Below are 25,612 nucleotides of genomic sequence, written 5' to 3' on the forward strand. Positions count from 1 at the left end.
GGAGAGTCATGAGTTCTCTCACAAGCGTAGACCCGCAGATCGCCGAGCTCATCAAGGCGGAGGAGCGCCGTCAGGCCGACACCGTCAAGCTCATCGCGTCGGAGAACTACGTGTCCAAGGCCGTTCTGGAGGCCACGGGCACCGTCCTGACCAACAAATACTCCGAGGGCTACCCCGGTAAGCGCTACTACGAGGGCCAGCAGGTCATCGACCAGGTCGAGACCCTCGCCAACGAGCGGGCCAAGGCGCTGTTCGGCGTCAACCACGCCAACGTCCAGCCCTACTCGGGCTCGCCCGCCAACCTGGCCATCTACATGGCCTTCCTGCAGCCGGGCGACACCGTGATGGGCATGGGCCTGCCGTTCGGCGGCCACCTCACGCACGGCTGGTCGGTCTCGGCCACCGGCAAGTGGTTCAACCCGGTCCGCTACGGCGTGCGCCAGGACACCGGCCGCATCGACCTCGACGAGGTCAGGGCGCTGGCGCTGGAGCACCGGCCGAAACTGATCTTCTGCGGTGGCACCGCCATCCCGCGCACGATCGACTTCGAGGGCTTCGCCTCCATCGCCCGCGAGGTGGGCGCCGTACTCGCCGCCGACATCGCGCACATCGCCGGCCTCGTCGCGGGCGGCGCGCACCCGTCGCCGGTGGGCCACGCCGACGTGATCTCCACGACCACGCACAAGACGCTGCGCGGCCCGCGCGGCGCCATGCTCATGGCCACCACCGACGAGCACGCGACCGCGCTCAACAAGGCCGTCTTCCCCGGCCTGCAGGGTGGCCCGCACAACCACACCACCGCCGCCATCGCCGTGGCCCTGCACGAGGCGTCCACCGACGACTTCAAGGCCTACGCGCACCAGGTGGTGACCAACGCGAAGGCGCTGGCCGAGGAGCTGTCGAGCCGCGGCTTCGACCTGGTCTCGGGCGGCACCGACAATCACCTCATCCTGCTCGACCTCACGCCCAAGGGCATCGGCGGCAAGCCGGCCGCCCAGGCGCTCGACCGCGCGGGCCTGGAGACCAACTACAACACGGTCCCGTTCGACACCCGCAAGCCGTTCGACCCGAGCGGCATCCGCATCGGCACCCCCTCGGTCACCTCCCGGGGGATGGGGCCGGGCGAGATGCGGCAGATCGGCGCGTGGATGGACGAGGTCGTCACCGCCCTGGCCAAGGGCGACGCCGAGCACGTCATCAGCCGGGTGCATCACGAGGTGAGCGAGCTGACCGCGCAGTTCCCGGCGCCTGGCCTCTCCTGACAGACCCCTTTCTGTTGCGGCGCTGCTTAACAGACCCCTTTCTGTTGCGGCGCTGCTTTACAGGCCCCTTTCTGTGACGGCGCTGCTTTACAGACGTTTTCTGTTACGGCACGGCCGCCCCCACCGCCACCCGCCATACGTGGCTGAGGGCCTCCAGGAAAACGGCCGCTGAGCCCGCACAGGGCTCGGCGCCGTTACGTGCGCGTTCTTGACCGGTGGCGCGGTTCGGTGGGCCGGAGGCGTCCCTCCCGGATGGTCGCCACCGGGAGGACGTGGTGAGTGGGCTCGCGGTGGGTTCCGCGAGAATCCACGTAGACCCGCTCCGTCTCCCCAGCCAGCCGAAACTCCGTGGCCTCTCCGACCAGCCGGAATACCGTGGCGTGGCGTATCGTCCTGTCGTCCGCCAGCCATTTCGCGTCTGGTGAGTCCATGCGGAGGACGCGGCGGGGTGCGTCCGTGACCGCCGTGATCGCGTTCTCCAGCGGCAGGCCGCAGGCCATCAGCTTGGTGATCGTGGTGGCCAGGTCGTGCACGGGGCCGCCGATGTTCCGTACGTGGATGTCGGTGCTGATCGAGTGTGGTGGGTAACCGGCGGCGATCGCGCGTTCGGCGACCTCGAAGCTGAAGCTGGCCGCGCCATGACCCACGTCCAGCAGCACGCCCCGGTCGAGCGCGCGGGCCAGCGCCGGGACAGGGGTGCCGTCGGGCCGCCACGGATGGCCGGTCTTGCCGTGGTAGCAGTGGGTGATCACGTCGCCCTCGTCCAGCAGGTCGAGCACGTCCTCGATCAGCGGCGGCACCTCGCCGATGTGCACCAACAGGGGCAGGTCCGCCTGCCGGGCGACGAGCCGGCCGAGCTGGAGCGGCTGCAGCCCCATCGCGCCCACGACCGCGCCGCTGGAGCGGACCTTCACGCCGCACACCAGGTCCCGGTGCCGGTCGATGGCGGCCAGCGTGGCGTCCACGTTGATGAAACTCGGGTCGGCCGTTTCGCGCAGGTGAACCAGGCCGTGAGAGCCGATGTTCACCCAGGCGCGTACTTCGGTCTCGGCGGCCGGGATGACATAGCGCGCCAGCCCGTCGATCGTGGCCTCGCCCGCGCTGCCCGCGTCGGCCACCACGTGCACGCCCTGGTCCAGGCCGACCCGGTCGGCGGGCACGCTGATCACGGTCATCCCGTCGTAGACGTGGGCGTGCAGGTCTACCCAGCCAGGCCCGATCCAGAGATCCCCGGGCCGCTCCTGTGTCGGCTCCAGCACCAGCCCGCTGTCTCCCTGAACCAGCCGCACCGCCGCCGACGAACCGACCACCCGAAGCACACCGCCGACCCCATAGCCGTCCGCACCCGCGCGGCCGACCCCGGAGTCGCCGATCCCGGCATCGCCCGCATCTGCGTCGCCGAACCCCAAACCGCCGGTCCCGGAGCCGCTCACACCCCCGCCGCCGGTCATGCCAGCGCCTCCGTCACGGCCGTGTTGTGGAAGGCGCGGCGGATTCGGTTGATCGCGTCCGAGTCCCGGCTGGGGTGTACCCGGTTGGTCAGCAGCACCACGAACACGTCCAGTTCCGGATCCACCCACAGGCTCGTCCCTGTGAACCCGGTGTGCCCAAAAGCCGCCGGGCTCAGCAGATCGCCCCCGCTGCATCCGGGCCGCTCCCACCCCTCCCAGGCCAGCGCCCGGCCGCCGGTCCGCGTCCGGGTCATCACCTCGAGCGTCCGGGCAGCCAGAAAGCCGCCGCCCCGGCACAGCGCCCGGCCCAGCCGTGCCAGGTCGTCCAGCGTGCCGAACAACCCAGCGTGCCCGGCCACCCCGCCCAGTACCTCGGCGTTCTCGTCGTGCACCGTTCCCTGGACGATCCGGCCGCGCCACGGGCAGTCCTCCGTGGCGGCCGCGCGACCTCGGTCGGACTCGGGCAGCAGGAAGCGGGTCTCGTCCATGCCGACGGGCCCGGTCACCCGCTCCCGTACGAGCTGGTCGAGCGGGGTCCGGGCGGCCCGCTCGGCGATCAGGCCGAGGATCATGAAGCCCTGGGAGCTGTACTCGACACCGGGCGAGGGGCGCAGCGGCAGCCGGGCCGCCGCGGCGAGCAGCTCGTCGCGGGTCGGGTGGTCGCGGTAGAGCGGCTGCCGTCCGGGGATGCGCGAGGTGTGTGTCAGCAGCTCGAAAACGGTGATGCCGGACTTGTCGGTCGAGGCGTACTCCGGCAGGTGCAGCGCGATGGGATCGTCCAGGGTCAGCTCACCCGACTCGACCAGCGCCATGACGACCAGCCCGACGATCGGTTTGGTGAGCGAGGCCAGGTCCCACAGGGTGTCGTCGCCGACCGGGTCGCCGTTCCACGCCAGCGTGCCGAGCCGGCCACGCGAGAGCGGGCCGTTCGACCTGCCGTAGGCCCAGGCCGCGCCGGAGAACTCCCCGAGGGCGCGGGCCCGCGCGAGCACGTCCGTCATACATTCCTCCCGATCGCCGCCGACACGCGGGCGGTGGCGGCCGCCACCAGCGGTCCCAGCAGCGGTATGTCGTCCTGACTCAGGCTGAGCGTGAGACCCGCGTCGCTCACCGCGCCCACTGCCGTCCCACTCGCATCGCGGACCACCGCACCCGACGCAGCGCACGTTCGCCTCATACTCCTCCTCGTCGATCGCGTAGCCGCGTGAGCGTACCGCCTCCAGCTCCTGAAGCGGCAAAGCCGCCGCCGACCGGGGCTGAGGGCGGGGCATCGGGAGGTCAGGGCATCAGGACGCCCCGCCGTTCGGCCCTGCGCCGGGCATGAGGACGCCCCGCCGTACGGAGGGTTACGGCGGGGCGTCGGGTGCCTTCGGGGACGGGCCGGAGGTCCCCGGAGGCGGTGGCCGGTGGCGGGTGGCGCCGCTACCGGCCGGGTGCGGTCCTCGCGGGCGGGACCGAATCGCCCGCGCGGACCTGCTCTTCAGTTGGACTTACGGTCTTCCGGTTGGTGATCAGCCGAGGAAGAGGTAGTCGGCCTGGTAGTCGACCCGGGTCTGGGCGCCGACCGTGCAGGTGCCCGCGGGGGCCACGCCGCCCTCTGTGTTGAGGCGCAGGATCGTGGCGGCGTGGGCCAGCAGGCCGGTGTTCTTGCCGGACTGGGTGGCGTCCAGGACCAGCTCGGGGATGTTGCCGTCGCCGTTGGGGGTCTTGGTGACGACCGCACCGCGCACCGCGCTGCCGTCTGGAGCGATCCACTGCGGCGGTCCCGCGGCGGGGGTCACGAAGGAGTGGTCGATGCCGCGCCGTAGCTTGGCCGCCACGCCGAACTGGGTGAAGGCCGGGGCCGCGCCGGGCTGCTGGGTGCAGGCGTAGATCTGGGCGCCCTTCAGCACCTCGGCGGTGACCGCGCGCGGGTGGTCGAACGGGTCGCCGGACAGCTGGCCGCGCACCGCGCCGCCGTTGAACTCCGTGGTGTGCAGGTTGGTGTAGTACCGGCCGGGGTTGGCGGCGATGCGCTTGACGATCGGCGCGGCGACCTTGGCCTCGCCCGCGACGCCCGTCAGGTTCGACGGCAGGCCCGCGGCGTCGGCGAACAGGTCGGCGACCACGTCGCCGTTCTTGCCGCTCGCGCCCTTGTGGATGTGGCCGTTGGTCACCGGGGCAAGCCCGGTCCAGAAGGCGGTGTAACCGATGGCCGAGCCGTTCGGGCGCAGCCACCAGGTGGCCTGGCCGTCCTGGTCGCCGCGCTTCTTGCCGTCGTTCGCCGGCACTTCCTTGGTGCCGTCGGCGCGGGCGGACAGCGTGGCCTGGTTGCTGCCCTGCAGGACGCCGTTGAGGTCGATCGGCTTGTTCAGCCGGTGGAACTGGCCGCGGACCGCGCCCTTGGGGTGGGCGGCGTCGTGCAGGTTGGCGTAGAAGCCGCCCGGGTCGTCGATCAGCGCCTTGACCAGCGCCGGGTCGGCGGTGACCGTGCCGGTCACGCCGAGTACGGACGTGGGCAGCGGCTTGGTGAAGAACTCGAGCTTGACGTCGCCGTTGGCGCCCTTGGCAGCCTGGTGGATGTGCCCGGCGGTAGGTGAGTCGATCTTGTTCCAGCGAGCCGCGAAAGTGACCTCGTTACCGCTGATCTTGATGACGACGGTCGAGCGGCCATCGGCGTCACCCTTGACGCCCACCTCGTTGGCGCCGCGCAGGCCGGCGGCGAGGTACACGTCGTCACCGGAGGCCGAGACAGTCGCCTGAGCAGCGGTGACCGGAGCGAGAAGGCCGGTGGCGAGCAGCGCCCCGGACAGGGCGAGCGTACGAATCGACATGATGAAACCTCTTCAAGGATTGTCATTGGGGTTGGTACGGCAAGCAGTACGCGACCCGGCTCGAAGAGGTTCAACCGCTGAATCCGTAAAATTACACATACGGCGGCGAGCACAAAAAAGCCCTCCCACCTGCGGTGGAAGGGCTTCTAGGAGGTGCGTCCCGAGGAATTCAGGCTCTGACGGTAAGTAAAGTCTTACCAGTCGTGGTGACCACCGCGAAATGATCGATGTCCTCGAGCTTCCACGGGCTGCCGCCGTGCATGTAGAGCGGATCGGGCGACCCGGGCACGCCGTATCCGGCGGGCGGCACCGACCAGCCCGTCATGATCCGCTGCTTGCCCGTCTTGGACACCGAGATCAGCTCGCATTCGAGCGGGCCCTTGATGCCCGAGAGCTTGAGCGCGGCATGCGTGCCCCAGCCCTTGGACTCCAGCACCAGCCCGCCGGTCACGCCGTCGGCGCCGACGCCCTCGATGGGTTTGCCGTCGGCGTAGAACTGCTCGGCCGGGCCCAGATGCTGCGTGGGATGGCCCGCCGCCACGCTCGGCGCCGCGTCACCGCCCCCGAGCTGGGTGCCGACCGCGAGCCCGCCGGCCACCAGTGTGACCGAGGCCGCCAGCCCGATCACGAATGTGCCCCGCCTCGACCGCCGGTCCTCCGCCTTCTTACGCCGGAGCAGGTCGATGACATCGGCCTGTCCGTAATCGGGAGGAGGGGGCTCTTCTCGCACCGGCCCGATCCCCGTCAGCACACTGGCCACTCCGGCCAGCTCTGACAGCTCCGCCCGGCACGACGGGCAGAGAGAGAGGTGCGCTTCGAAGGCTAATCTGTCGTCGTCGTCCAGCAGACCGAGGGAGTAGGCGCCCACGTCCGTATGCTCGACTCTGTTCACGCCGTCACCCCTCTCTCCTGCAGTGCGACGCGCAACGCGCGGACCGCGTAGTAAACCCGGGACTTAACGGTGCCAACGGGAATGCCGAGCGCTATGGCAGCATCGTTGACCGACCGGTCTCGCAAGATCGTCTCGTTGAGGATCTCGCGGTGGGCCGGGGATAACGCCATCAGCGCCTCGGATACGACCACCTGGTGCAGCAGTCCCTCCATCTCGTCCGGCACGGGCATGCTCTCCAGCGGGCCGTCGCCTGATTCCGGCGGGCGGGCTTCCTTGCGCCGCCGGTCATCGATCACGATACGGCGTGCGACGGTGGCTAGCCAGGGCATGAGCGAAGCCGAGTCCGGATCGAGCTGCTCGGAACTACGCCAGGCGCGGATCATGGTCTCCTGCACGACGTCCTCGGCCCATTGCCGATCGCCCGCCGTCAGCCGGATCACGAAGGCCAGCAGCGGCCGGTGGTACTCCCGGTAGAGCGTGGAGACGACCACTTCGTCATCCGGACGTACTCGTCTCATCCGGTGGCGTGAGCGTGGCTTGCCCATGGGGGCGGCTCCCTCGGCCGAGGGCGGGGGACACGTGCTGACTCGCATCATTCCCCTTTCAAAGTGCAGTCGGCAGGAAGTACGGACAGATTCCCCGACACGGTTCAATAGATCGGGAAGAAAGTCGTTGCGAAGTCGCAGGAGGGATGCGTAGAGTCACTCTTCAGCTGCACCGAGAACTCGAGTGAGGAGGTGACGACCATGCGGGCTGTTCTGTTCGCCTTGCCGTCTGTCATCCTCCGGGTGTCCGCTTAGAGGTCACCCGGGTCCTTCTCGACCACAAAGGTGTCACTCCGTTGTTCTCCACGCTTTTCCCGCTCGGCTGGACCGAATCCCGCGTCGCCGAGCTACCACCGCACACCGTGCCCGCCCGGGTGTCCCGGGTCGATCGCGGCGCGGCCGAAGTGATCGCCGCCGATGGGCAGCATCACGTCAAGTACGGCGCACGCGTCCGCAGGGCGTCCGCTGACGACCCGGTGGCGCTGCCCTGTGTCGGCGACTGGGTCGCGCTCAAGGAGCTCCCAGAGGGCCGCTACGAGCTCGACGCGGTCCTGCCGAGAAGCAGCGCCTTCGTCAGAGGCGGCGTCAGCCGCGACTCGCGCGGCGGCCTGTCGGGCGATGGCCAGGGCCAGGTGCTCGCGGCCAACATCGACGTCGTCTTCGTCGCCGAGCCGTCCATGCACGCCACGGACTTCGCCGACCTGGGCCGCATCGAACGGCTCGTCGCGCTGGCCTGGGAGTCGGGCGGCACGCCGGTCGTGCTCGTCACCAAGTCCGACCTGTTCGAACGCGGCCTCGACGACCTGCTCGCCGACGTGCGCACCGCCGCGCCGGGCGTCGACGTGCACGCCGTCTCCTCGGTGCGCGGCGACGGCGTCGAGCTCGTACGCGGCTACCTCGAAGGCTCGCGCACGGCCGTCGTGCTCGGCCCGTCGGGCGCCGGCAAGTCCACGCTCGTCAACGCCATGGCGGAGGGCGAGGCGATGGACACCCAGCAGGTGCGCGCCGCCGACGGCCGGGGCCGCCACACCACCGTGCACCGGGAGCTGATCCCGCTGCCCGGCGGCGGCCTCGTCATCGACACGCCGGGCATCCGCCGCGTCGGTCTCTACGAGATGAGCGAGGGCGTCGACCTCGTCTTCTCCGACATAGAGGAGTTGGCGACCGCCTGCCGGTTCGACGACTGCGGCCACGAGAGCGAGCCCGGTTGCGCGGTGCTCGCCGCGCTGGAGTGCGGCGATCTGCCCGAGCGGCGGCTGATCAGCTGGCGCAAGCTCCAGCGCGAGGCCGCCTGGATGGCCTCGCGCACCGACGCGCGGCTTCGCAAGGAGCAGCAGAACAAGTGGAAGGTCATCCACAAGGAAATGCGGCGCGCGGGCAGAAACCGGCCGTGACCGGGTAACACCACTGCATGGACCTGCTGTTCGCGGACCGCGCGCAAGCGGGGGCGATGCTGGCGGGGCGCCTGCTCGACGCTCAGGACCCGGTGGTGCTGGCGCTCCCGCGTGGTGGCGTGGCGGTGGCCGTGCCGATCCACCGCAGCGTCGGTGGCCGGCTGGACGTGCTGGTGACCCGGAAGATCGGCTATCCGCCGACGCCCGAACTGGGCGTCGGCGCGATAGCCGAGGGCGGCGAGCCGGTGTTCGACCTGCTGCTGCTGCGCAGGCTCGGGATGAGGCCCGAGTCGGTGGCGGACGTGGTCGCCGAGGAGCGGCGTGAGCTGGCCCGCCGGGTCAAGGTCTATCGGGGTGACCGCCCGCTGCCCGATCTCGCCGGACGCGAGGTGATCGTGGTCGACGACGGCCTGGCCACCGGCGCCACCGCGCGGGTCGCGCTCCGGGCGGTCGGCGCGGCCAAGCCGGGCCGGGTGACGCTGGCCGTGCCGGTGGGCGCCCGCGACACGGTCGAGGCCATGCGCGAGGAGGCCGACGAGGTGGTGGTGCTGCGGGTGCCGGCGGATTTCCGGGCGGTGGGGCAGTGGTACGAGCACTTCGACCAGCTCAGCGACGCCGACGTGCTGGAACTGCTGGCGGGTGCCTAGTGACACGCGACCGTCTCGATCCCTGTGACGGTCCGTCGTGGCTGGGGTCCCGTGAGCGGGATACCCCTGCGGGGGTGAGGAAGGAGACGGGCCGTTGCGATCGGGGTCAGTTGGAGAGTACGGCCCAGACGAGTTTGCCCTGGGCGCCGGGGGTGAGCCAGCCCCAGCCAGTGGTGAGGGCCTCGACCAGGCGCAGGCCGCGGCCGTACTCGGCGAAGACGTCGGTGGTGGGCGGGGCGGTCGGGGCGTGCCGGCTGTAGTCGCTCACCACGCACGCCACCTCGGGCCGCCGGCTCAGCAGCCGGAGCTGGATGGCGCCGCCGCCGTGCCGCATCGCGTTGGTGACGAGCTCGGAGACCACCAGCTGGGCGTCGAAGACGATGTCGTCGGAACCCCACGAGGTGAGCGTCCGGTCGACGAACCGCCTGGCAGAGGCCACACAGCCGGGCTCGAACGTGCTCAGCTCATGAAAGCGGAAGACCTCGTCACACGGACCGCGCCGCCCTTCGAGCAGAATGGGCAGCAGCCATCCGGGTGCCTGGGCACACGTGGCGGCTTGCGGCCGAGCGTCGAAAGTCGTCATCCTGGCCCCCGAAGCGCGGTCTAGGTGATCCAATGCCCATCTTTACGGCGTGTGCTTACCGATGCAAGACTTTTCATGTTTTACAGATGCAAATAGCATCTGCACGTGCAGATGATCTGGGAGCGATAGTGTGAGCGCACTGAGTGCGGAAGGGAATGTGGTCGGCTACTCGCCGGGAAGCCCGACGGTGCTGCGAATCCTGCTGGGTACGCAACTGCGCAGGCTCCGCACGGAGAAGCGTATCTCGCGGGAGGACGCGGGGTACGCGATTCGCGCTTCTCACGCCAAGATCAGCCGCCTGGAGCTTGGGCAGGTCAGCTTCAAGGAACGCGACGTGGCCGATCTGCTCACCCTCTACGGCGTCACCGACGAGGCCGAGCGGGCGCCGTTGCTGGAGCTGGCCCGCCAGGCCAACGCCCCCGGCTGGTGGCACAAGTACAGTGACCTGCTGCCCGGCTGGTTCGAGGTCTACATCGGGCTGGAGGGCGCGGCCTCGGTCATCCGTACATATGAGAACCAGTTCATCCCCGGCCTGCTCCAGACGCCCGAGTACGCCAGGGCGGTGATCAAGCTGGCGCACGAGACGACGCCGGAGGCCGAGCTCGACCGGCGCGTGGCGCTGCGCACCAGGCGGCAGGAGCGCCTGGCCGGGAGCCGGGCGCTCAAGCTGTGGGCGGTCATCGACGAGGCCGTGGTGCGGCGCGCGCTCGGCGGCCGTGAGGTGATGCGCCGGCAGGTCGAGCACCTGCTGGAGATGATGAAACGGTCCAACGTCACCGTTCAGGTCATACCGTTCGAGCGCGGCGGGCACGCGGCCGCCGGCGGGCCGTTCAGCATCCTGCGCTTCCCCGAGCGTGACCTGCCCGACGTCGTGTACCTGGAGCAGCTCACGAGTGCCCTCTATCTGGACAAGCCGGCTGAGTCCGAGCATTACATGCAGGTCATGGACCGATTGAGCGTTCAGGCCGACTCCCCTGAGCAGACCAAACGCTTCCTGGAGCGCCTTCTGTCAGTGTGATCCACCCCATATTGGGGTTTTGGTCGTCCCGTATATGGTGATCTTGGCGATGCCGTAACGTGATCTCGCAACCACGGCTGCACGTGCATCCGTAAGCGCGCGAGGGAGCTTCCCCAATGCATGAGTTCCGCAACGGAACGCCCGCCGGTCGCCTTCCCGCCGTCTGGCGCAAGAGCAGGCGGAGCAACCCCAACGGCAACTGCGTCGAGGTGGCCGACCTGCCCACGGGGGAGGTGGCGATGCGTAACTCGCGCTTCCCCGAGGGGCCCGCGCTGGTCTACACGCGCGATGAGATCACCGCGTTCGTGCTCGGCGCCAAGGACGGCGAGTTCGACGATCTGATCGTCTGAGCCAAGAACCCGGAGCCAGGCGCAGCGCCGACCCAGAGCGGTCCAACCCCGAAGCTCGGCAAGCATCCATCCGGAAACCACTTCAGCCCGGCGTCACGGATGACGCCGGGCTGAAGCGCGTGCTGGGGGCGGAGGTCTTTGCCTGATCAAGCAGTTGCCCCGACCGGGTTCGCCGGAGCCTGGACTTGGCGGGCCAGGCTCCGGTTCATCGGGGCAACTGCATGATCACGCGGTGATCGCTGCCGGGTGGAGTCAGGCGGCGGAGATGCCGGCGCTGGCGGCGCGGCGCATGCGACGGCGACGCTCGGAAGCGCGCTCGTCCTCGTTCAGGCCACCCCACGTGCCGTACTTCTCCGGACGGGACAGCGCGTAGTCCAGGCACTCGTTGCGGACAGGGCACTGGGCGCAGATCGCCTTGGCCTTCCGCTCGCGCACGTCACGCTCGGGCTGCCGCTCCCCATCGGGGCCGAAGAAGAGCACGAGGTCCTCACCCCGGCACGCGGCATCATCCTGCCAACCCCAGCTGGGGCGCGGGCGGGCGAGCTGCCGACGTACCTGAGACATGAGAAAACCACCTTCGTGAGAGGTATTTCAGTAATTGAGCCGCATTGGACGTTTTCGGCGTCACTGTTCCAACGCAAAGGTGGGCCGTAGTGTTCCCGTGATCAGGTAAGGGCGGGCGTGGCGTACCGCACAGGCGTGAGCCTGTCCAGCGAAACCAGCCGGTAGGTGGTGATCTTCTCGGCGCAAGCCGTACCACACGGCGTTTGGAACACCGATGGCTCAACCACAACCTGGAACCGGACGTCGCCGCAGCGCACGATGGCTTCGGTGACGTCGCCGTCCGACCTGGAGGACTCCACGGCCACTGCGCCGACAGAACACTCTCCCGTATGGGTTCGGGCGAAGTGCTCGACGGCTTGCAATGGCTCAGGGATGCCTGCGCGTCCCCGGTAACGGTCGAGAATGATCTCGCCCGACCGGTACGCGTTAGCCGCTGCGATCGCAGCAGCCTGAGACATGCTGCCGTAGAAAATTCCGTGTGGCAAGCACACGAGGTTGGCGGCGTAGCGATCGCCGCCAACGTGTGACGTTTCCCATACTCTGTCCGGCCAGTTTTCGGCCAGGCTTCGAGCGATGGGCAGTCCAATGCGGGCGCAACACGCATTGCGCTTGGCGTGCGTGCAGACCAGAAATACCGGCTCGTCTTCAAGTATGCAGGACTCCGGGACCACTCCGGCCACCAGCGCGTCCAGGTCAAGATCCTCGGTACCTGCGATGACTCCGCTGGCCAGCCAGGGGTTGGGGCCCGTGGCGTACCCCACTAGCACACGCAAGTCCTGCTCCTGTGGGCGGACCCGCTTGCCGGGACGGCGGATGAGCTGGGGTCTGATGCCACGTTCTTGGGCTCGGCGCACGAGGTTCGAGATTCTTTCAGGAAGCTCGAAGGTTTCCAGATGTGACGGCCACGGCCCGTCGTACTCGACGAGTAGCCACAGCCGGGCCCCCACGGTGGCGCTGGCCAAATTCGGCACCCCGCCCGTGTGGCAGCCATCCGGATGCTCGCAACCCCTGGTCAACGCCCTGCTCCCTTCTTGCGAATTAGGTAAGACTAACCTAACGGTAAGAAGGATGTACGGCTTATCAAGTGAAAGCCGCCCTGGCGGCCGGCAGCGCCGCCGCCCGGTCCTCGGGGACGAGGCCGATCCTGGTCCGGCGGTCGAGCAGGTCGTCCGCGTCGAGCGCGCCCTCGTGGGCGACGGACCACAGCAGCTCGCCCATGGTGATGCCGAGGCCGACCTCCTCGGGGTGCGCCCGGACGAGCTCGTGCACGGCCGCCGCCTCGACGCCGTGGCGGGCGACCAGCCGCTCGGGCGGGCGGCCCCGGCCCGCGCCCCCTCCGGTTCGGGGGGTCAAGGCGCCGTGATCCCGGACGGCTCCGACGAGCGGGATCGAGCCGGTACGGCTCCGGCCCGCCGGGAGGTTCCCCGCCGAGATCGCTCGATTCACCGCGTCCTCCGCCATCCGCCGGTATGTCGTGAGCTTGCCGCCCACGACCGTGATGACCCCTCCGCTCGCGGTCCCTCTTTTCGCTACGGCTCCGTCCACGAACACGGCGTGCCCGCGCGAGACGTCGGCCGTCCGCCCGTCCGCCGCCAGGAGCGGCCTGAGCCCCGCGTAGGCGCCCGCGACGGCCTCGCGGGCCACCGGTACGGCCAGAACCGTGTTGAGCACGCTCAGGAGCGCCCTGATGTCCTCCTCGGGGACCTCGGGCACGTCGGGGACGGGGCCGTCGAGGGGCTCGTCGGTCAGGCCCACGTGTACGCGGCCGTCGGCTTGGGGGAGTACGAGCGCGAATCGGTTACTCTCTCCGGGAATCGGAATGTGCAGTCCGGACAGGAGGCCCGGCAGGGTTCCGGGGCGGAGCACGAGGTGCGTCCCGCGTGACGGGCGCAGGCTCACCCGCGGGTCCAGCAGGCCCGCCCACACGCCCGCTGCGTTGATCACCGTCCTGGCCCGGATGCCGAACTCCGCGCCGGTCAGCTCGTCACGGACCTTGGCGCCCGCGCCGGTCAGCTCCAGGGCGCGGCACCGGGTCAGGATCCGGGCCCCGTACGCCGCCGCCGTCCTGGCTATGGCCAGCACCAGCCGGGCGTCGTCGTACACGCGGCCGTCCCACGACAGCAGGCCGCCCCGCAGGCCGTGCTCGCTCAGCATGGGCGCGAGCGTGTGCGCCCGGGCGGCCGTCAGCCGGGACGGGCCGGGCAGCAGGCGGCGCGGCGTTCCGGCCGAGGCGCGCAGCGCGTCGCCGAGCCGGTAGCCGGTCATCAGCAGCTCCGCCCGGGACCTGGAGACCTCCGGCGTCAGCGGCAGCACGTACGGATGCGCCTTGACCAGGTGCGGAGCCGTCCGCCGCAGCAGGACGCCGCGCTCGACCGCGCTCTCGCGGGCCACGCCCACCTGCCCCCTGGCGAGGTAGCGGAGGCCGCCGTGGATGAGCTTCGAACTGAACCTCGACGTGCCGAAGGCCAGGTCGTGCGCGTCGATCGCCGCTACGCTGAGTCCGCGCGAAGCGGCGTCGAGCGCCACGCCCGCGCCTGTCGCGCCCAGGCCCACGACCAGCACATCGACCGTCTCCTCCGCGACCACGGCCAGCTCGCGAGCCCGTCGCGCGGCGTTCAGCGAGCTGTCCGAGGGGCGCGCGGCGTTCGGCGGGCTATCCAAGGTAGGCCTCCAGCAGAGTGGCGAGTTCGGCGTCGAGTTCGTCGAGCGTCACGGGGTCGAGCATGGTGGGCGCCGACAGCAGGAACGACTGCGCCACGAGCAGCACCGCCCTGGCCTTGCGGCGGTCGCCGACGGCGGCTTCGAGCACGCCGAGCACCGCCTCGTGGGTGGCGCCGCGCCGATCCAGCAGGTACGGCAGCAGCAGCTCCGGGTCCGCTGCCACGATCTTGCGCCAGAGCGGATGGCCGCGCAGTCGCCGTACCCCCTCGACGACGGCGGCGACCGGGTCCGACAGGTCGAGATCGGTGACGGCCAGCACCCACTCCCGCGTCATCACGTCGGCGACCAGGCTCCGCACGTCGGGCCAGCGGCGGTAGAGCGTCATCCGGGACACCCCCGCCCGCCGCGCCACGTCGGTGAGCGTGGTGCGCCGCACCCCGTAGGCGAGTACGCAGTCGCGGGCCGCGTCCAGCACGCCGTCATTGTGACGAATCGACGTCATATGTCACAGTGTAGACGTGCTGAACGAACCGATGCTGTGGTCGGGCTGGGGCGACCCCGCCAAGGCCCGCGAGCTGCCCCCGCAGATCCGCGAGCTGCTCCACGACCTGCTGGGCGTGCGCGAGCCGGCCGCTCCCGCCGCCTCATTCGAGTCCGTACGGCTGGCCCCCGTCGCGCTCTCGCCCGTGCGCCTGGCCGCTCTGGCCGATGTCGTGGGTCACGAACAGGTGCTCACTTCGCGCACGGCCCGGATCTGGCACACGCGCGGCAAATCAACCCCCGACCTGCTGCGGATACGCGCGGGAGACGGCTCGGCCGCGCCCGACGCCGTACTGCTGCCCGGCTCGCACGAGGAGGTCGCCGCGCTGCTGCGGCTGTGCGCCGCCGAGCGGATCGCGGTGGTGCCCTTCGGCGGCGGCACCTCCGTGGTCGGCGGGCTGGCGGCGTCCCGGTCCGGCTTCGCCGGGGTGGTGGCGCTGGACCTGGCCCGGCTCGACCGGCTCGTCTCGGTCGACACCGAGTCGATGATCGTCACCGCCGAGCCGGGACTGCGGGCGCCCGAGGCCGAACGGCTGCTCGAACGGCACGGGCTGACGCTGGGGCATTTCCCGCAGTCGTATGAGTACGCCACGCTCGGCGGATTCGCGGCGGCCCGGTCCAGCGGGCAGGCCTCGGCCGGTTACGGGCGCTTCGACGACATGGTGGTGGGTCTGACCGTCGCCACTCCCTCCGGCGACCTAGACCTGGGCCGCGCGCCGAAATCGGCGGCGGGGCCCGATCTGCGGCAGCTCCTGCTGGGGTCCGAGGGGGCGTTCGGGGTGATCACGGCGCTGCGGCTGCGGGTGCGGCGGGTGCCTGGGCGGCGGGTGTACGAAGGGTGGCGGTTCGGGTCGTTCCGGGAGGGGACGGCCGCGCTGCGGGTACTGGCGCAGGAGGGGCCGCTGCCGACGGTGCTGCGGCTTTCGGACGAGACGGAGACCATGATCGGGCTGGCCCGGCCGGACGACATCGGGGGCGGCTCCAGCGGCTGCCTGGTGATCGCGGGTTATGAGGGCCCGGCTGAAGAGACTGAGAGTCCGGCGACGTCGGTCGAGGGGCGCGGGGCAGGGGCCGGGGCGGTGCTGGCGCGGATGGGCGGGGTGCCGCTCGGGACCGATCCCGGACAGGCGTGGGAGCACGGCCGGTTCTCGGCGCCGTACCTGCGCGACTCGCTGCTGGCCGCCGGCGCGACGGTGGAGACCATCGAGACGGCCGGATTCTGGTCCGCGCTGCCGCGCCTGTACGACGCGGTGCGGCTGGCCCTGCTCGGGGTGCTGGAGTCGCCGCTGGTCATGTGCCACATCTCGCACGTGTACGAGACCGGGGCCTCGCTGTACTTCACCGTCGTCACCGCGCAGAAGGGGGACCCGGTGGCGCAGTGGGAGCGGGCCAAGGAGGCGGTCAGCGCGGCCATCGTGGCGGCGGGCGGCACGATCTCGCACCACCACGGCGTGGGCCGCGACCACCGCGAGGCGTACGCGGCCGAGCTGGGACCCGTGGGCGTGGACATCCTGCGCGCCGTCAAGGCCCGGCTCGACCCCTCGGGCATCCTGAACCCGGGCATCCTGATCCCCTGACCGACCTCAGTCCGGTGGGTCGACCGACGCGGCCTCCGTCATGGCCGCCGCCGCTTCCCCAAAGCGCTGCTGGGCCTCGTACACGTCCGACAGACAGGCCAGCGCGACGACCAGCGGCGCGCCACCCGCCGGACGGCAGAGCTCGACGGCCTCCTCGGCGTGCGGCAGCGCCTCCGCGGCCCGGCCGCGCTTCAGCAGCAGCTTGGCGGCGGCCATCAAACAGCGGGCGAGCAGCACCCCGTGCTCGCCGGGGTCCACGGCGGCCAGCTCCCGGCTGAGCCCGATCGCCTGGTGGACCCTGTTGAGCGCCCCACCACCCCAGCGCGACCGTCTGCCGGCGTACGCCAGCAGCCCCTCTACGGCGGCCACCCCCGCGGTGCCCCTCCGGGTGGCGTCGTCCGAACCGTTCCGGGCCATGGCAGCCCCCTTCGCGGCGACGAACCGCTTGCTTGGGGCGTGAGGCTACACCATCGCCAACCGATTGTGTTCCCAACGGCACGCTGCGTTCGGACGCGCTTCGGGAAGTGGATGCGGCTTCGGGAAGATCGCGTAAAGATGGAGTCATGGTGGAAGTCGCGGCTGAGCGTGGAAAGCAGCTCTCCTCCCGGGTGTCGGAGGAAGGCGCGGGGTGGGCCTGTCAGCGGATCGGCACGTTCAACGACCTGAGACCCGACAACAAGGGGTTCACCTGGTTCAGCCCGCGCACGCTGTGGCACTCGCGCAACCAGATCGTCGCCGGGCTCTTCGGCGACCCGTCCGGGAAGGTGCGCCGCAGGTGGGTCGCCGAGCAGGAGGCCCGTGGCGCCGACCCGGACTTCCGCGTCAAGCCGGAGGTGGGGGAGAGCTTCAGCTTCCTGCTGCTCGGCGACACGGGCGAGGGCGACGCCTCCCAGTACGCGGTCGTGCCCGGCCTGCTCAAGGTGGGCGAAGACACCTCCTTCGCGGTCATCGCCAGCGACGTGCTCTATCCGGCCGGGTCCGGCAACGAGTACGAGAACAAGTTCTTCCGCCCGTACAAGGACTATGACGCGCCGATCTACGCGATCCCCGGCAACCACGACTGGTACGACGGGCTCGGCGGTTTCATGCGCGTGTTCTGCGACGCCCCGGCGCTCCCGCCCAAGCGGGACGCCGGGTTACGCGGCCTGCTCTGGCGCAGGTCGGAGACGATCGACGAGCGGCTGCTGGCCGAGGCCCGCACGTTCAGGGACCGTCCGGCGCAGCGGGCCGCGCAGCCGGGACCGTACTGGGCGATCGAGACCCCCAGCCTGCTCATCGTGGGCGTCGACACCGGCATCCAGGGGGAGATCGACGCCCAGCAGACCGCATGGCTGCGGCGCACCTCCCTGGACCCGCGCCCGAAGATCCTGGTCACCGGCAAGCCGATCTACACGCGCAACGACTACAAGCCGTCCCCGCTGGAGGGCGGCGGCACGATCGACGACATCATCCGCGCCCCCGAACACCGTTACGTGGCCGCCATCGGCGGCGACGTGCACAACTACCAGCGCTATCCCGTCAGGGTGGGCGACCGGGTGATCCAGTACATCGTCTCCGGGGGCGGGGGCGCGTTCATGCACGCCACCCACACCACCCGCCGGGTGGACGTGGCGGGCGTGCACGAGGACGACTTCAAGTGCTACCCCCTGCGCGGCGACTCGCTGTCCTTCTACAGCCAGCTGTACGCGAAACGACTCCGGATGAAGTGGATCTATCTCACCCCGGCCGAGGCCGCCTGCATCATGGCGGACCAGATCAAGAACACCCCGGTCCGCCCCATCGAGAGCCCCGTCAAGATCACTCGGCGGATGAGGTGGGCGGCCCGGCTGCTCGGGGCCTGGCCGATGCCGCTCCGGCTGCCCGTGGGCACGGTCTTCCACCGCTACCTCTCCGAGCTGTCCGACTGGGACACACCACCGTTCTTCAAGCAGTTCCTGCACCTTTCGGTCACACCCGACCTGCTCACGGTGCGCTGCTTCGCCGCCACCGGCTGCCTGCCGCAGGAGGTGGATCCGCCGATGGAGGACGAGGTGCACATCAGTTTGTCGTAGCCACCTGGCACTCTGGACGGCGTGCACGTAGTGGTGACAGACGGGACGATCCTGCCGGTCGGTGGTCCGGCTCGCCGGGTCGATGACCTGGCGCGGGCCGTGCGCGAGCTCGAAGCCGAGCGGCCGCGCTGGGTCTGGGCGGACGCCCGCGAGGTCTATCCGTCCCTGCTGGCCAAGGGTGTGCGGGTCTCGCGCTGCCACGATCTGACGCTCACCGAGGGGCTGCTGCTCGCGTACGAGGGACGATACGGTGAGCCGCGCTCGGCCAAGGCCGCCCACGCCAGGCTGCACGGCCTGCCGGTGCCCGACGATCGGCCCAGCGTGCCCGACACGCTGTTCGCGCCCGAGCCGCTCGGCGCGGAGGCGGTGGCGGAGGTGCTGGCCGACCAGCTGCGCCGGATCGAGGCGCTGCCGGAGCCGGGCCGGTTCCGGCTGCTGGTGGCGGCCGAGTCGGCGGGCGCGCTGATCGCCGCCGAGATGGGCCACGACGGCATGCCGTGGCGCCGGGACGTACACGACGCGCTGCTCACCGAGCTGCTCGGCCCGCGCCCGGTGCACGGCATGCGGCCGGCCAAGCTCCAGGCGCTGGCCGACGAGGTGTCGGCGGCGTTCGGCCATCCGGTCAATCCCGACTCGGTGCAGCAGCTGGTCAAGGCGTTCAAGGGGGCGGGCGTCGCGCTCAAGACCACCCGGTCGTGGGAGCTCAAGCAGCTCGAGCATCCGGCGATCGCGCCGCTGCTCGCCTACAAGGAGCTGGCCAGGCTGTACAGCTTCCACGGGTGGGTCTGGGCCGACCAGTGGGTGCGCGACGGGCGCTTCCGTGCCGAATACGTGGTGGCCGGTGTGGTGTCGGGGCGGTGGGCCACCGACGGCGGCGGCGCGCTGCAGATCCCCAAGGTGATGCGCCGCGTGGTGGTCGCCGACGACGGCTGGACGCTGATCGTGGCCGACGCCGCCCAGCTGGAGCCGCGGGTGCTGGCCGCGATGGCCGCCGACGGGGGGCTGGCGCGGGCGGCGGGCGAGATCGACCTGTACTCGGCGCTGGCCAAGTCGTTCGGGGGCGAGCGCGCCAACGCCAAGATCGCGATGCTGTCCGCCATGTACGGCGGCACCAGCGGTGACGCCTCCAAGCTGCTGGCGGTGATGCGGCAGCGCTTCCCCAAGGCCTACCAGTTCGTCGAGGACGCGGCCAAGGCGGGAGAGGAGGGGCGGTTGGTGCGCTCCTGGCTCGGCCGCACCAGCCCGCCGCCGTCGGAGGGGTGGAAGTCCCTAGTGTCGGGGCCCGAGGGGAGCCGGGCGATCCGGGATCGGGGGCGCTTCACCCGCAACTTCGTCGTGCAGGCCACCGCCGCCGAGTGGGCGCTGGTGCTGATGGCGGTGCTGCGGGGGCGGTTGTCCGGCCCGGCCAGGCTGGTGTTCTTCCAGCACGACGAGATCATGGTGCACTGCCCGCTCGACCAGGCCGAAGAGGTGATGGCCGCGGTGACGGAGTCGGCCGCCGAGGCCAGCCGCCTGCTGTTCGGGGGGACGCCGGTGCGGTTCCCGATGGAGGCGGTCGCGGTCTCCTGCTACGCCGACGCGAAGTGACTCCGCGGGCGTCCGGTGGGCGGCTGACTGTCCGGACGTCACTGGGGGCTGACTGTCCGGACGTCAGCGGCGGCTGATTTCGCGGGGCGTCAGGTGGCGGCTGATTCGGCGGGTGTCAGCGGGCCGCTGTTCACGTGGCGCCAGGTGATCGCCAGCCAGATTCCGGCGAGCGTCACCATCACCCCCACCACCAGCCCGAGCACCCCGTACGACAGCCCGCCCACGATCGCGCCCGCGACGATCGTGCCGGTGGCGCCGCACACGTTCATCAGCAGGTCGGACAGGCCCTGCACGGCGGGCCGGCTGCCGACCGGGACCGACTCGCTGACCAGTGCCGAGCCCGCCACCAGGCCGCACGACCAGCCGAGGCCGAGCAGCACCAGCGCGGTGGTCACCTGCCAGACGCGGTGCCCGGCCGCGCCCGCCAGGACGGCGGAGCTGAGCAGCAGCGCCATGCCGAGCAGCAGCACCGGCACCTTGCCCGCCTTGTCGGCCAGCCAGCCGACCACCGGCGACATGACGTACATCCCGGCGATGTGCAGGCTGATCACCAGGCCGATGACGTCGAGGTTCGAGCCGTCGTGGTGGAGTTTGACCGGGGTCATCGACATGACCGACACCATCGCGGTGTGGCTGACCGCGATCATGACCAGGGCCTTGCGGGCCATGGGGGTGGTGCGCAGGGTCGTCCAGGCGTTCCTGATCGTCCGGTTCTGCCCGGCGGCGGGGGGTTGCGTGCCGTTCAGCCGGCGGGCCAGTTTGAGCGGGTCCGGGCGCAGGCCCACCAGGATGACGAGCATCGCCAGCGCGAACGCCAGCGCCGCGAACGCGAACGGCCCGGCCTTCTCCACGAGGCCCACGCTCATGCCGATCTGGTCGGCGGGCTTGGCCAGGTTCGGGCCGGCGACGGAGCCGATGGTGGCCGCCCAGACGACCAGGGACAGGTGCCTGGCGGCGTGTCCCGGCGGTGACAGATCGGTCGCCGAGTAGCGGGCCGCCAGGTTGCCCGCGCTGCCGCCGCCCACCAGGACTAGTCCGACCAGCAGCAGCGGCCAGTTGCCGAGGCTGATGGCGCCGACGGACAGCGCGCAGCCCGCCAGCGCGGCCACGTACGCCAGCGTCAGGCCCGTCCGCCGGCCGCCCCTGCCGGACGCCTTGGCGGTCGGCAGGGCCAGGAGGGCCGCGCCGAGTACGGTCGCGGTACCCGCGAAGCCGCTGATCACGGTGGATCCGGAGAGCTCGTCGACGACGACGGAGCTCAGTGCCAGGCCGACTGCGACGCCTACGCCGCCTACTATTTGCGCGGCGGACAGGATCACGAGAGTGCGCCGCTGGACGGCCCGGATCCGGTCAGGGGATGAAATATCGGGCTTTATAGGGGCGCTGGTCACGTGTGAAGTCTCGCATAGCCCATGAGATCCCCCCAAAGGCCCAAATCACCCCACGCAGCGTTATTCAACTACTTATGGCTGCTTTCGGGTGCTTGCCCGGGTGGGATGGGCTCAGAGAATCGCTACCGGATCCCCCTGGGCGATCCGGCCAGGGGCGTCCGGGATGAGGTTCACGCCGAACCAGACCTTGCCGTCCCACCTGCGGTGCCTGGCCAGGGTGCGGATGGGCTCCTTGCCCTTGGTGTAGGTGGCGGCGTCCACGGTGGTCAGTACGCACCGGTCACAGCCCTTGACCACCCGGAACTCCGTACCGCCGACGCGGATACGCCGCCATCCGTCCTCGGCGAAGGCGTCCGGCACGCCGTCCACGACCACGTTCGGCCGGAACCTGCTCATGGGCAGCGGCGCGGGCAACTCCTCGCCGTACTCGACCGCCGTCTCCGCGATCCAGTCGTTGAGCCGGGCCAGCGAAGCCGTGGAGGTGAGCAGCAGCGGATACGCGTCGGCCAGGCTGACCCGGTCGTCCGGCCGGCCGTACTCGGGATTGACGGGACGGCAGGTGGGGTCGTCCTGCCAGGCCAGCCGGACGGGGCGGTCGATCAGCGCGCTCAGCCACGCGGCCGCGTCGTCGCCGCAGTCGGTCAGCTCTATCGACGTCTTCCGCATAGTGATCACCGAACGGCCGGAAGTGGGAGTGACCCGCAGCGGCGGGGCATGCGGGCCGGTGAGCTTGAGCGTCTCGCCGTCCGGCTCCGGTACGCACATCAGCAGCCGGGGAAGCTCGCGGGCGGTCAGCATCTCGCCGTGCTCGTCGACGATGAGGTAGCGCCGGTCACCGGCCAGGCCCCAGGGCTGCACCTCGGCCGCCGGCACCTCGTGCCCGGTCGTCGATTTGACGGGATAGATGTGGATGCTCGCCAGCCTCATGTGGCCGACGGTACATGACGCCCACCTGCGGAGGATTCGGCGACCGGCCGAGGGTTGAGGCGCTGGGGAGCGGCCGTCGGTCGGCTGTTAGCGTACCGATCATTCCGAGCGAGGAGAGCCTTGTGAGAGCTGCCACACCTGCGGTGACCTTCGACAGTGAGGGGGTCCCGCTGCTGGGAGTACTGCACCTGCCGGCGGGCGAGGGACCGCATCCGATCGTGGTGGTGCTGCACGGTTTTCCCGGCAATGAGCGCAACTTCGATCTGGCCCAGGCGCTGCGCCAGGCGGGGTACGCCAGCCTGGTCTTCCACTACCGGGGCTCCTGGGGGGTCGGCGGGGACTGGTCGTGGGCGAACGGCTTGGCGGACGCGGCGCGCGTGGTGGCGGCCGTGCGGGAGAAGCCGTTCGCGGCCGAGCACCGGCTCGACCCGGAGCGGGTCGCCCTTGTCGGACATAGCTTCGGGGGGTTCGTCGCGCTGATGACGGCCGCCGCGGATCCGGGCATCGCGGCCACCGTGTCGGTGTCCGGCGTCGACTTCGGCACGATCTCCCGCGGGCTCGACGCCGAAGGGCGGCGGGAGTGGGTCGAGGCGTTCGACGGTGAGCTGCTCCCGCTCACCGGCACCAGCGGTGCGGCGCTGGTGGCCGAGTTGGAGGCCGCGGGGGAGAGGTGGAGCCTGGCCTCGCTGGCACCCGCGTTCGCCGGACGCCCGGTGATGCTCATCGGGACCGGACTCGACCCCGTGACGCCCGCCGCGGTACACCACCGGCCGTTGCTGCCCGCGTACGCGGGGGCGGCGCTCCAACACCACGAATGGGCCACCGACCACGCCCTGTCCGACCACCGCGCCGAACTGGCCACGACGGTCCGCGACTTCCTCGATCGCGCTCTCGGCGTGCGGTAACCGTTCAGATCCCATCCGCGCCCATGGCGCGGATGGGTGGTCACGTCTGGCGGAAGGTGTCGAAGAAGACCTTGCGGGTTTCGGCCTGGTCGTCCCACTTGAGTTCGGGCATGTTGAAGGTGATCTTGTACGCGTTGGTGTCGTCGATCGTGACGAAACGGGTCAGCGCGTGCATGGGGACGCCGTTGGCCAGGGTGTAGGTGTACTCCCAGTCGGCGGCCTTCCAGTCGCGATACCGCGTCGCCTGGAGCTGGACCTGGATGTAGCCGTCGACGCGGCCGGCCGCCTCCTCGCGGCTCAGCTCCGACAGGCCCCCGTCCTGCTGCGGGGTCGTCTGCTCGATGCGGGCCGTCATACCGGAGTCCTTGGGCCCGGTGAAGGTGGCGTCGCCGCCTGACGCGGTCAGCTTCCAGCCGTCGGGGACGGCGGCGGAGAAGCCGGGCGGGGTCTGCTCGCTGAAGCCCTTGGGCACGGTCGCCGTCAGGGGATCGGCGGCGGGTGGCGACGATTCTTCGGCGGTGATCGCCACGCTCGGCACCGGCGCGGGCGCGCTGCCCGTGCGGACGTACAGGACGACGGCCACGATCGCGCCGACGGCCGCGATGGCCGTGACGATCAGGCGCGGGGTGGGCCGGCCGTCGCGGAGCCAGCCGCCCTCATCGTCGTCCTCGAGCCTGCGCCTGCTCTTGGTCAGGCGCTCCGAGGTGGCGCTGGGCAGCTTGGTGAGGCGGTCGTGGGTCAGGTCGCGCGACAGGTCGATGGCCTGGTCGCGCAGGTGGTCCGGCGAGGCCAGCGGCCAGGGGGTGGCGCGGCTGTCGCTGGTCAGGGGCAGGATCGGCTGCGGGCCCGACAGGTTCGGGGAGTCCGCGCGCGATTCCGGGATCCGGCGCGGCCCTGAAGTTCTCCCGAACGGCTCGCTGTCAGAGGCCCGGTGCGATCCCGACGGCCCGCCGAACGACGGCGGCGCACCGAGCGGCCCGCCGGATGGGAAGCCCGGCGACGATGGTGGCCCACCCGCTGGGAAGCCTGGCGATGACGGTGGCCCGTCCAGCGGGGAGCCCGGCGAGGAGACGGGTCCGGACGGGAAGCCCGGGGACGACGGCGGCCCACCCGCCGGGAAGCTGCCCGACGGATAACTGCCCGACGGATAACTGTCGGACGGGTAACTGCCGGACGGGTAACTGCCCGACGGATAGCCGCCCGATGGGCTGCCCGGAAGGGGGCGTACCAAGGACGGTCCGGCCGGATCGCTCAACGACGGGTGCGGGCCCGTCGGCGGGCGCTCCCCGGCCTCCGGTATCCGGTGCGACCCCGACGGGCTGGTGAACGCCTCGAACCCGTCCGCCCGAGGCGGCGAGGGCAGCGCGTCCGTGCTGTGGCTGCCCGACGGGCTCGACATCCCCTCGTAGGGCATGGAGTACCCGCCAGACGGGCTGTTCAGCGGGTCGTACGGTACGCGTACCGGCCCCGAGGGCGTCTCCACGATCCGCGACGGCAGAGGCCCGGACAGCGAGTCGAACGGCGGCAGCAACCCGGCGGGCGTCGAGTCCGCCTGCGTGGGCAGGGACCGCGAGGTCTCGGCGGGTCGCGGACGGGTCGAGCCGTGGGCGTGCAGGATCCGCTCCAGCATCTCGCCGACCTGTTCGGCGGTGAGACGCTCGGCCGGGTTCTTGCGCAGCAGGCCCTCGATCACCGGCGCCAGCGCGCCCGCCCGCTGCGGCGTGACCGGGTCCTGCGTGAGGACCGCGCCCAGCACCGCGATCGGGTCCGGCCCCTCGTACGGCGGGCGCCCCTCCACCGCCGCGTACATCGTCGCCCCGAACGACCACAGGTCGGCCGCCTGGGTGATCGACTGCCCGGACAGCCGCTCCGGCGGGATGTAGGCGGGCGAGCCCATGAGCAGCCCGGTCTGCGTGATCGTGACGTCGCCCTCGATCGCGGCGATGCCGAAGTCGGTCAGCACCACGCGGTCGGAGGTGAGCAGGACGTTGCCCGGTTTGATGTCACGGTGCAGGATGCCGGCCGCGTGCGCGTGCCGGACCGCGTCGAGCACCCGGATGCCGATCTCGGCGGCCTGGATCACCGGGAGGGGTCCGCTCTGCCGGACCGCCTGCTCCAGGGACCACGCCCGGACCAGCTCCATGACGATCCACGGCCGGCCGTCCTCTTCGACGACGTCGTGCACGGTCACGATGCCCGGGTGCGTCAGCCGCGCGGCGGACCGGGCCTCGCGCAGCATGCGCCGGTGGGCCACCTGCTTGCCCGCCTGGTCGAGCCCGTACGGCAGGATCAGCTCCTTGACCGCCACGTCACGGGCGAGCAGCACGTCATGCGCGTGCCACACCATCCCCATGCCGCCGCGGCCGACCGGTGACATCAACCGGTAGCGCCTGCCGATCAAACGACCCTGGCTCTGTGAAGCGTTTCCCTCCGCACCGGGTCCGCTGAGCAAGC

23 protein-coding genes are annotated in these 25,612 nt (G+C 70.8%); 9 read left to right on the top strand and 14 right to left on the bottom strand.

The features are described 5' to 3' along the window. Positions 1 to 8 precede the first annotated feature (8 nt). Entirely contained in the window at positions 9 to 1,262 is a 1,254-nt protein-coding gene (gene glyA / locus AB0B61_RS43120; RefSeq protein WP_225289353.1) for a serine hydroxymethyltransferase, read from the top strand. A 194-nt stretch (positions 1,263 to 1,456) separates the two neighbouring features. On the opposite strand, the gene AB0B61_RS43125 is transcribed toward glyA, so the two are convergent. From AB0B61_RS43125 to AB0B61_RS43145, 5 genes are all read right to left on the bottom strand, one after another. Then, positions 1,457 to 2,713, bottom strand: coding sequence for a hypothetical protein (locus AB0B61_RS43125; protein ID WP_358445248.1), 1,257 nt, complete (start codon positions 2,711 to 2,713; stop codon positions 1,457 to 1,459). Continuing rightward, complete coding sequence (locus AB0B61_RS43130; RefSeq protein WP_358445251.1) at positions 2,710 to 3,714, bottom strand: serine hydrolase domain-containing protein; 1,005 nt, start codon at positions 3,712 to 3,714, stop codon at positions 2,710 to 2,712. The genes AB0B61_RS43125 and AB0B61_RS43130 overlap by 4 nt, the downstream gene beginning before the upstream one ends. Positions 3,715 to 4,224: 510 nt before the next feature. Beyond that, on the bottom strand, positions 4,225 to 5,526 hold the full coding sequence (locus AB0B61_RS43135) for a CHRD domain-containing protein (RefSeq protein ID WP_358445254.1): 1,302 nt from the start codon (positions 5,524 to 5,526) through the stop codon (positions 4,225 to 4,227). A gap of 169 nt (positions 5,527 to 5,695) precedes the next feature. Continuing rightward, positions 5,696 to 6,418 (bottom strand): zf-HC2 domain-containing protein, encoded by a 723-nt coding sequence (locus AB0B61_RS43140; protein ID WP_358445256.1) that lies wholly within the window; start codon positions 6,416 to 6,418, stop codon positions 5,696 to 5,698. Continuing rightward, complete coding sequence (locus tag AB0B61_RS43145) at positions 6,415 to 6,963, bottom strand: sigma-70 family RNA polymerase sigma factor (RefSeq protein ID WP_357941099.1); 549 nt, start codon at positions 6,961 to 6,963, stop codon at positions 6,415 to 6,417. The genes AB0B61_RS43140 and AB0B61_RS43145 overlap by 4 nt, the downstream gene beginning before the upstream one ends. A 296-nt stretch (positions 6,964 to 7,259) precedes the next feature. Here AB0B61_RS43145 and rsgA point away from each other — a divergent pair, with 296 nt between their 5' ends. Continuing rightward, positions 7,260 to 8,357 carry a ribosome small subunit-dependent GTPase A gene (gene rsgA / locus AB0B61_RS43150; RefSeq protein WP_358445259.1) on the top strand — a complete coding sequence of 366 codons (1,098 nt, stop codon included), beginning with the start codon at positions 7,260 to 7,262 and terminating at the stop codon, positions 8,355 to 8,357. A 17-nt stretch (positions 8,358 to 8,374) separates the two neighbouring features. After that, positions 8,375 to 9,004: a phosphoribosyltransferase family protein gene (locus tag AB0B61_RS43155; protein WP_358445262.1), complete on the top strand. Its 630-nt coding sequence runs from the start codon at positions 8,375 to 8,377 to the stop codon at positions 9,002 to 9,004. Between the two features lie 106 nt (positions 9,005 to 9,110). Here AB0B61_RS43155 and AB0B61_RS43160 read toward each other — a convergent pair whose 3' ends face one another. Continuing rightward, positions 9,111 to 9,587 carry an ATP-binding protein gene (locus AB0B61_RS43160; RefSeq protein WP_358445265.1) on the bottom strand — a complete coding sequence of 159 codons (477 nt, stop codon included), beginning with the start codon at positions 9,585 to 9,587 and terminating at the stop codon, positions 9,111 to 9,113. Positions 9,588 to 9,717: 130 nt separating this feature from the next. On the opposite strand from AB0B61_RS43160, the gene AB0B61_RS43165 reads away from it, so the two are divergent. Together AB0B61_RS43165 and AB0B61_RS43170 are read left to right on the top strand one after the other, a co-directional pair. After that, the gene (locus AB0B61_RS43165; RefSeq protein ID WP_358445268.1) at positions 9,718 to 10,605 is read left to right on the top strand and encodes a helix-turn-helix transcriptional regulator; all 888 of its coding nucleotides are present in this window, start codon (positions 9,718 to 9,720) and stop codon (positions 10,603 to 10,605) included. Between the two features lie 116 nt (positions 10,606 to 10,721). Next, entirely contained in the window at positions 10,722 to 10,955 is a 234-nt protein-coding gene (locus AB0B61_RS43170) for a DUF397 domain-containing protein (protein WP_225289364.1), read from the top strand. Positions 10,956 to 11,207: 252 nt separating this feature from the next. Here AB0B61_RS43170 and AB0B61_RS43175 read toward each other — a convergent pair whose 3' ends face one another. The 4 genes from AB0B61_RS43175 to AB0B61_RS43190 all read right to left on the bottom strand — a co-directional run bounded on the left by AB0B61_RS43175 (position 11,208) and on the right by AB0B61_RS43190 (position 14,682). Continuing rightward, positions 11,208 to 11,519 (bottom strand): WhiB family transcriptional regulator, encoded by a 312-nt coding sequence (locus AB0B61_RS43175; protein ID WP_080036407.1) that lies wholly within the window; start codon positions 11,517 to 11,519, stop codon positions 11,208 to 11,210. Between the two features lie 101 nt (positions 11,520 to 11,620). Next, on the bottom strand, positions 11,621 to 12,490 hold the full coding sequence (locus tag AB0B61_RS43180) for a sucrase ferredoxin (RefSeq protein WP_358445271.1): 870 nt from the start codon (positions 12,488 to 12,490) through the stop codon (positions 11,621 to 11,623). 109 nt (positions 12,491 to 12,599) lie between these two features. After that, positions 12,600 to 14,180 (bottom strand): glycerol-3-phosphate dehydrogenase/oxidase, encoded by a 1,581-nt coding sequence (locus AB0B61_RS43185; RefSeq protein WP_358445273.1) that lies wholly within the window; start codon positions 14,178 to 14,180, stop codon positions 12,600 to 12,602. After that, positions 14,173 to 14,682 carry a helix-turn-helix domain-containing protein gene (locus AB0B61_RS43190; RefSeq protein WP_358445275.1) on the bottom strand — a complete coding sequence of 170 codons (510 nt, stop codon included), beginning with the start codon at positions 14,680 to 14,682 and terminating at the stop codon, positions 14,173 to 14,175. The genes AB0B61_RS43185 and AB0B61_RS43190 overlap by 8 nt, the downstream gene beginning before the upstream one ends. Before the next feature lie 31 nt (positions 14,683 to 14,713). On the opposite strand from AB0B61_RS43190, the gene AB0B61_RS43195 reads away from it, so the two are divergent. Then, positions 14,714 to 16,297, top strand: coding sequence for an FAD-binding oxidoreductase (locus AB0B61_RS43195; RefSeq protein ID WP_358445367.1), 1,584 nt, complete (start codon positions 14,714 to 14,716; stop codon positions 16,295 to 16,297). 6 nt (positions 16,298 to 16,303) lie between these two features. Here the strand turns inward: AB0B61_RS43195 and AB0B61_RS43200 are convergent, their stop codons facing one another. Further along, the gene (locus AB0B61_RS43200; protein WP_358445278.1) at positions 16,304 to 16,714 is read right to left on the bottom strand and encodes a hypothetical protein; all 411 of its coding nucleotides are present in this window, start codon (positions 16,712 to 16,714) and stop codon (positions 16,304 to 16,306) included. 146 nt (positions 16,715 to 16,860) lie between these two features. Between AB0B61_RS43200 and AB0B61_RS43205 the strand changes: the two genes are divergently transcribed. Both AB0B61_RS43205 and AB0B61_RS43210 read left to right on the top strand, forming a co-directional pair. Next, positions 16,861 to 18,348: a metallophosphoesterase gene (locus AB0B61_RS43205; protein ID WP_358445281.1), complete on the top strand. Its 1,488-nt coding sequence runs from the start codon at positions 16,861 to 16,863 to the stop codon at positions 18,346 to 18,348. 21 nt (positions 18,349 to 18,369) lie between these two features. Then, the gene (locus AB0B61_RS43210; RefSeq protein WP_358445283.1) at positions 18,370 to 19,935 is read left to right on the top strand and encodes a bifunctional 3'-5' exonuclease/DNA polymerase; all 1,566 of its coding nucleotides are present in this window, start codon (positions 18,370 to 18,372) and stop codon (positions 19,933 to 19,935) included. Positions 19,936 to 20,024: 89 nt separating this feature from the next. Here the strand turns inward: AB0B61_RS43210 and AB0B61_RS43215 are convergent, their stop codons facing one another. Continuing rightward, a complete protein-coding gene (locus AB0B61_RS43215) occupies positions 20,025 to 21,326 on the bottom strand; it encodes an MFS transporter (RefSeq protein WP_358445286.1) in 1,302 nt (433 codons plus the stop codon). A 111-nt stretch (positions 21,327 to 21,437) separates the two neighbouring features. Then, positions 21,438 to 22,253, bottom strand: a complete 816-nt coding sequence (locus AB0B61_RS43220) for an MOSC N-terminal beta barrel domain-containing protein (RefSeq protein WP_358445289.1) — start codon at positions 22,251 to 22,253, stop codon at positions 21,438 to 21,440. A gap of 122 nt (positions 22,254 to 22,375) precedes the next feature. Here AB0B61_RS43220 and AB0B61_RS43225 point away from each other — a divergent pair, with 122 nt between their 5' ends. Continuing rightward, positions 22,376 to 23,158 (top strand): alpha/beta fold hydrolase, encoded by a 783-nt coding sequence (locus AB0B61_RS43225; protein ID WP_358445292.1) that lies wholly within the window; start codon positions 22,376 to 22,378, stop codon positions 23,156 to 23,158. Positions 23,159 to 23,198: 40 nt separating this feature from the next. On the opposite strand, the gene AB0B61_RS43230 is transcribed toward AB0B61_RS43225, so the two are convergent. Further along, a complete protein-coding gene (locus tag AB0B61_RS43230) occupies positions 23,199 to 25,535 on the bottom strand; it encodes a protein kinase (protein ID WP_358445295.1) in 2,337 nt (778 codons plus the stop codon). Positions 25,536 to 25,612: the final 77 nt, after the last annotated feature.

This window comes from Nonomuraea sp. NPDC049158, assembly GCF_040648335.1.
Classification (GTDB): domain Bacteria; phylum Actinomycetota; class Actinomycetes; order Streptosporangiales; family Streptosporangiaceae; genus Nonomuraea.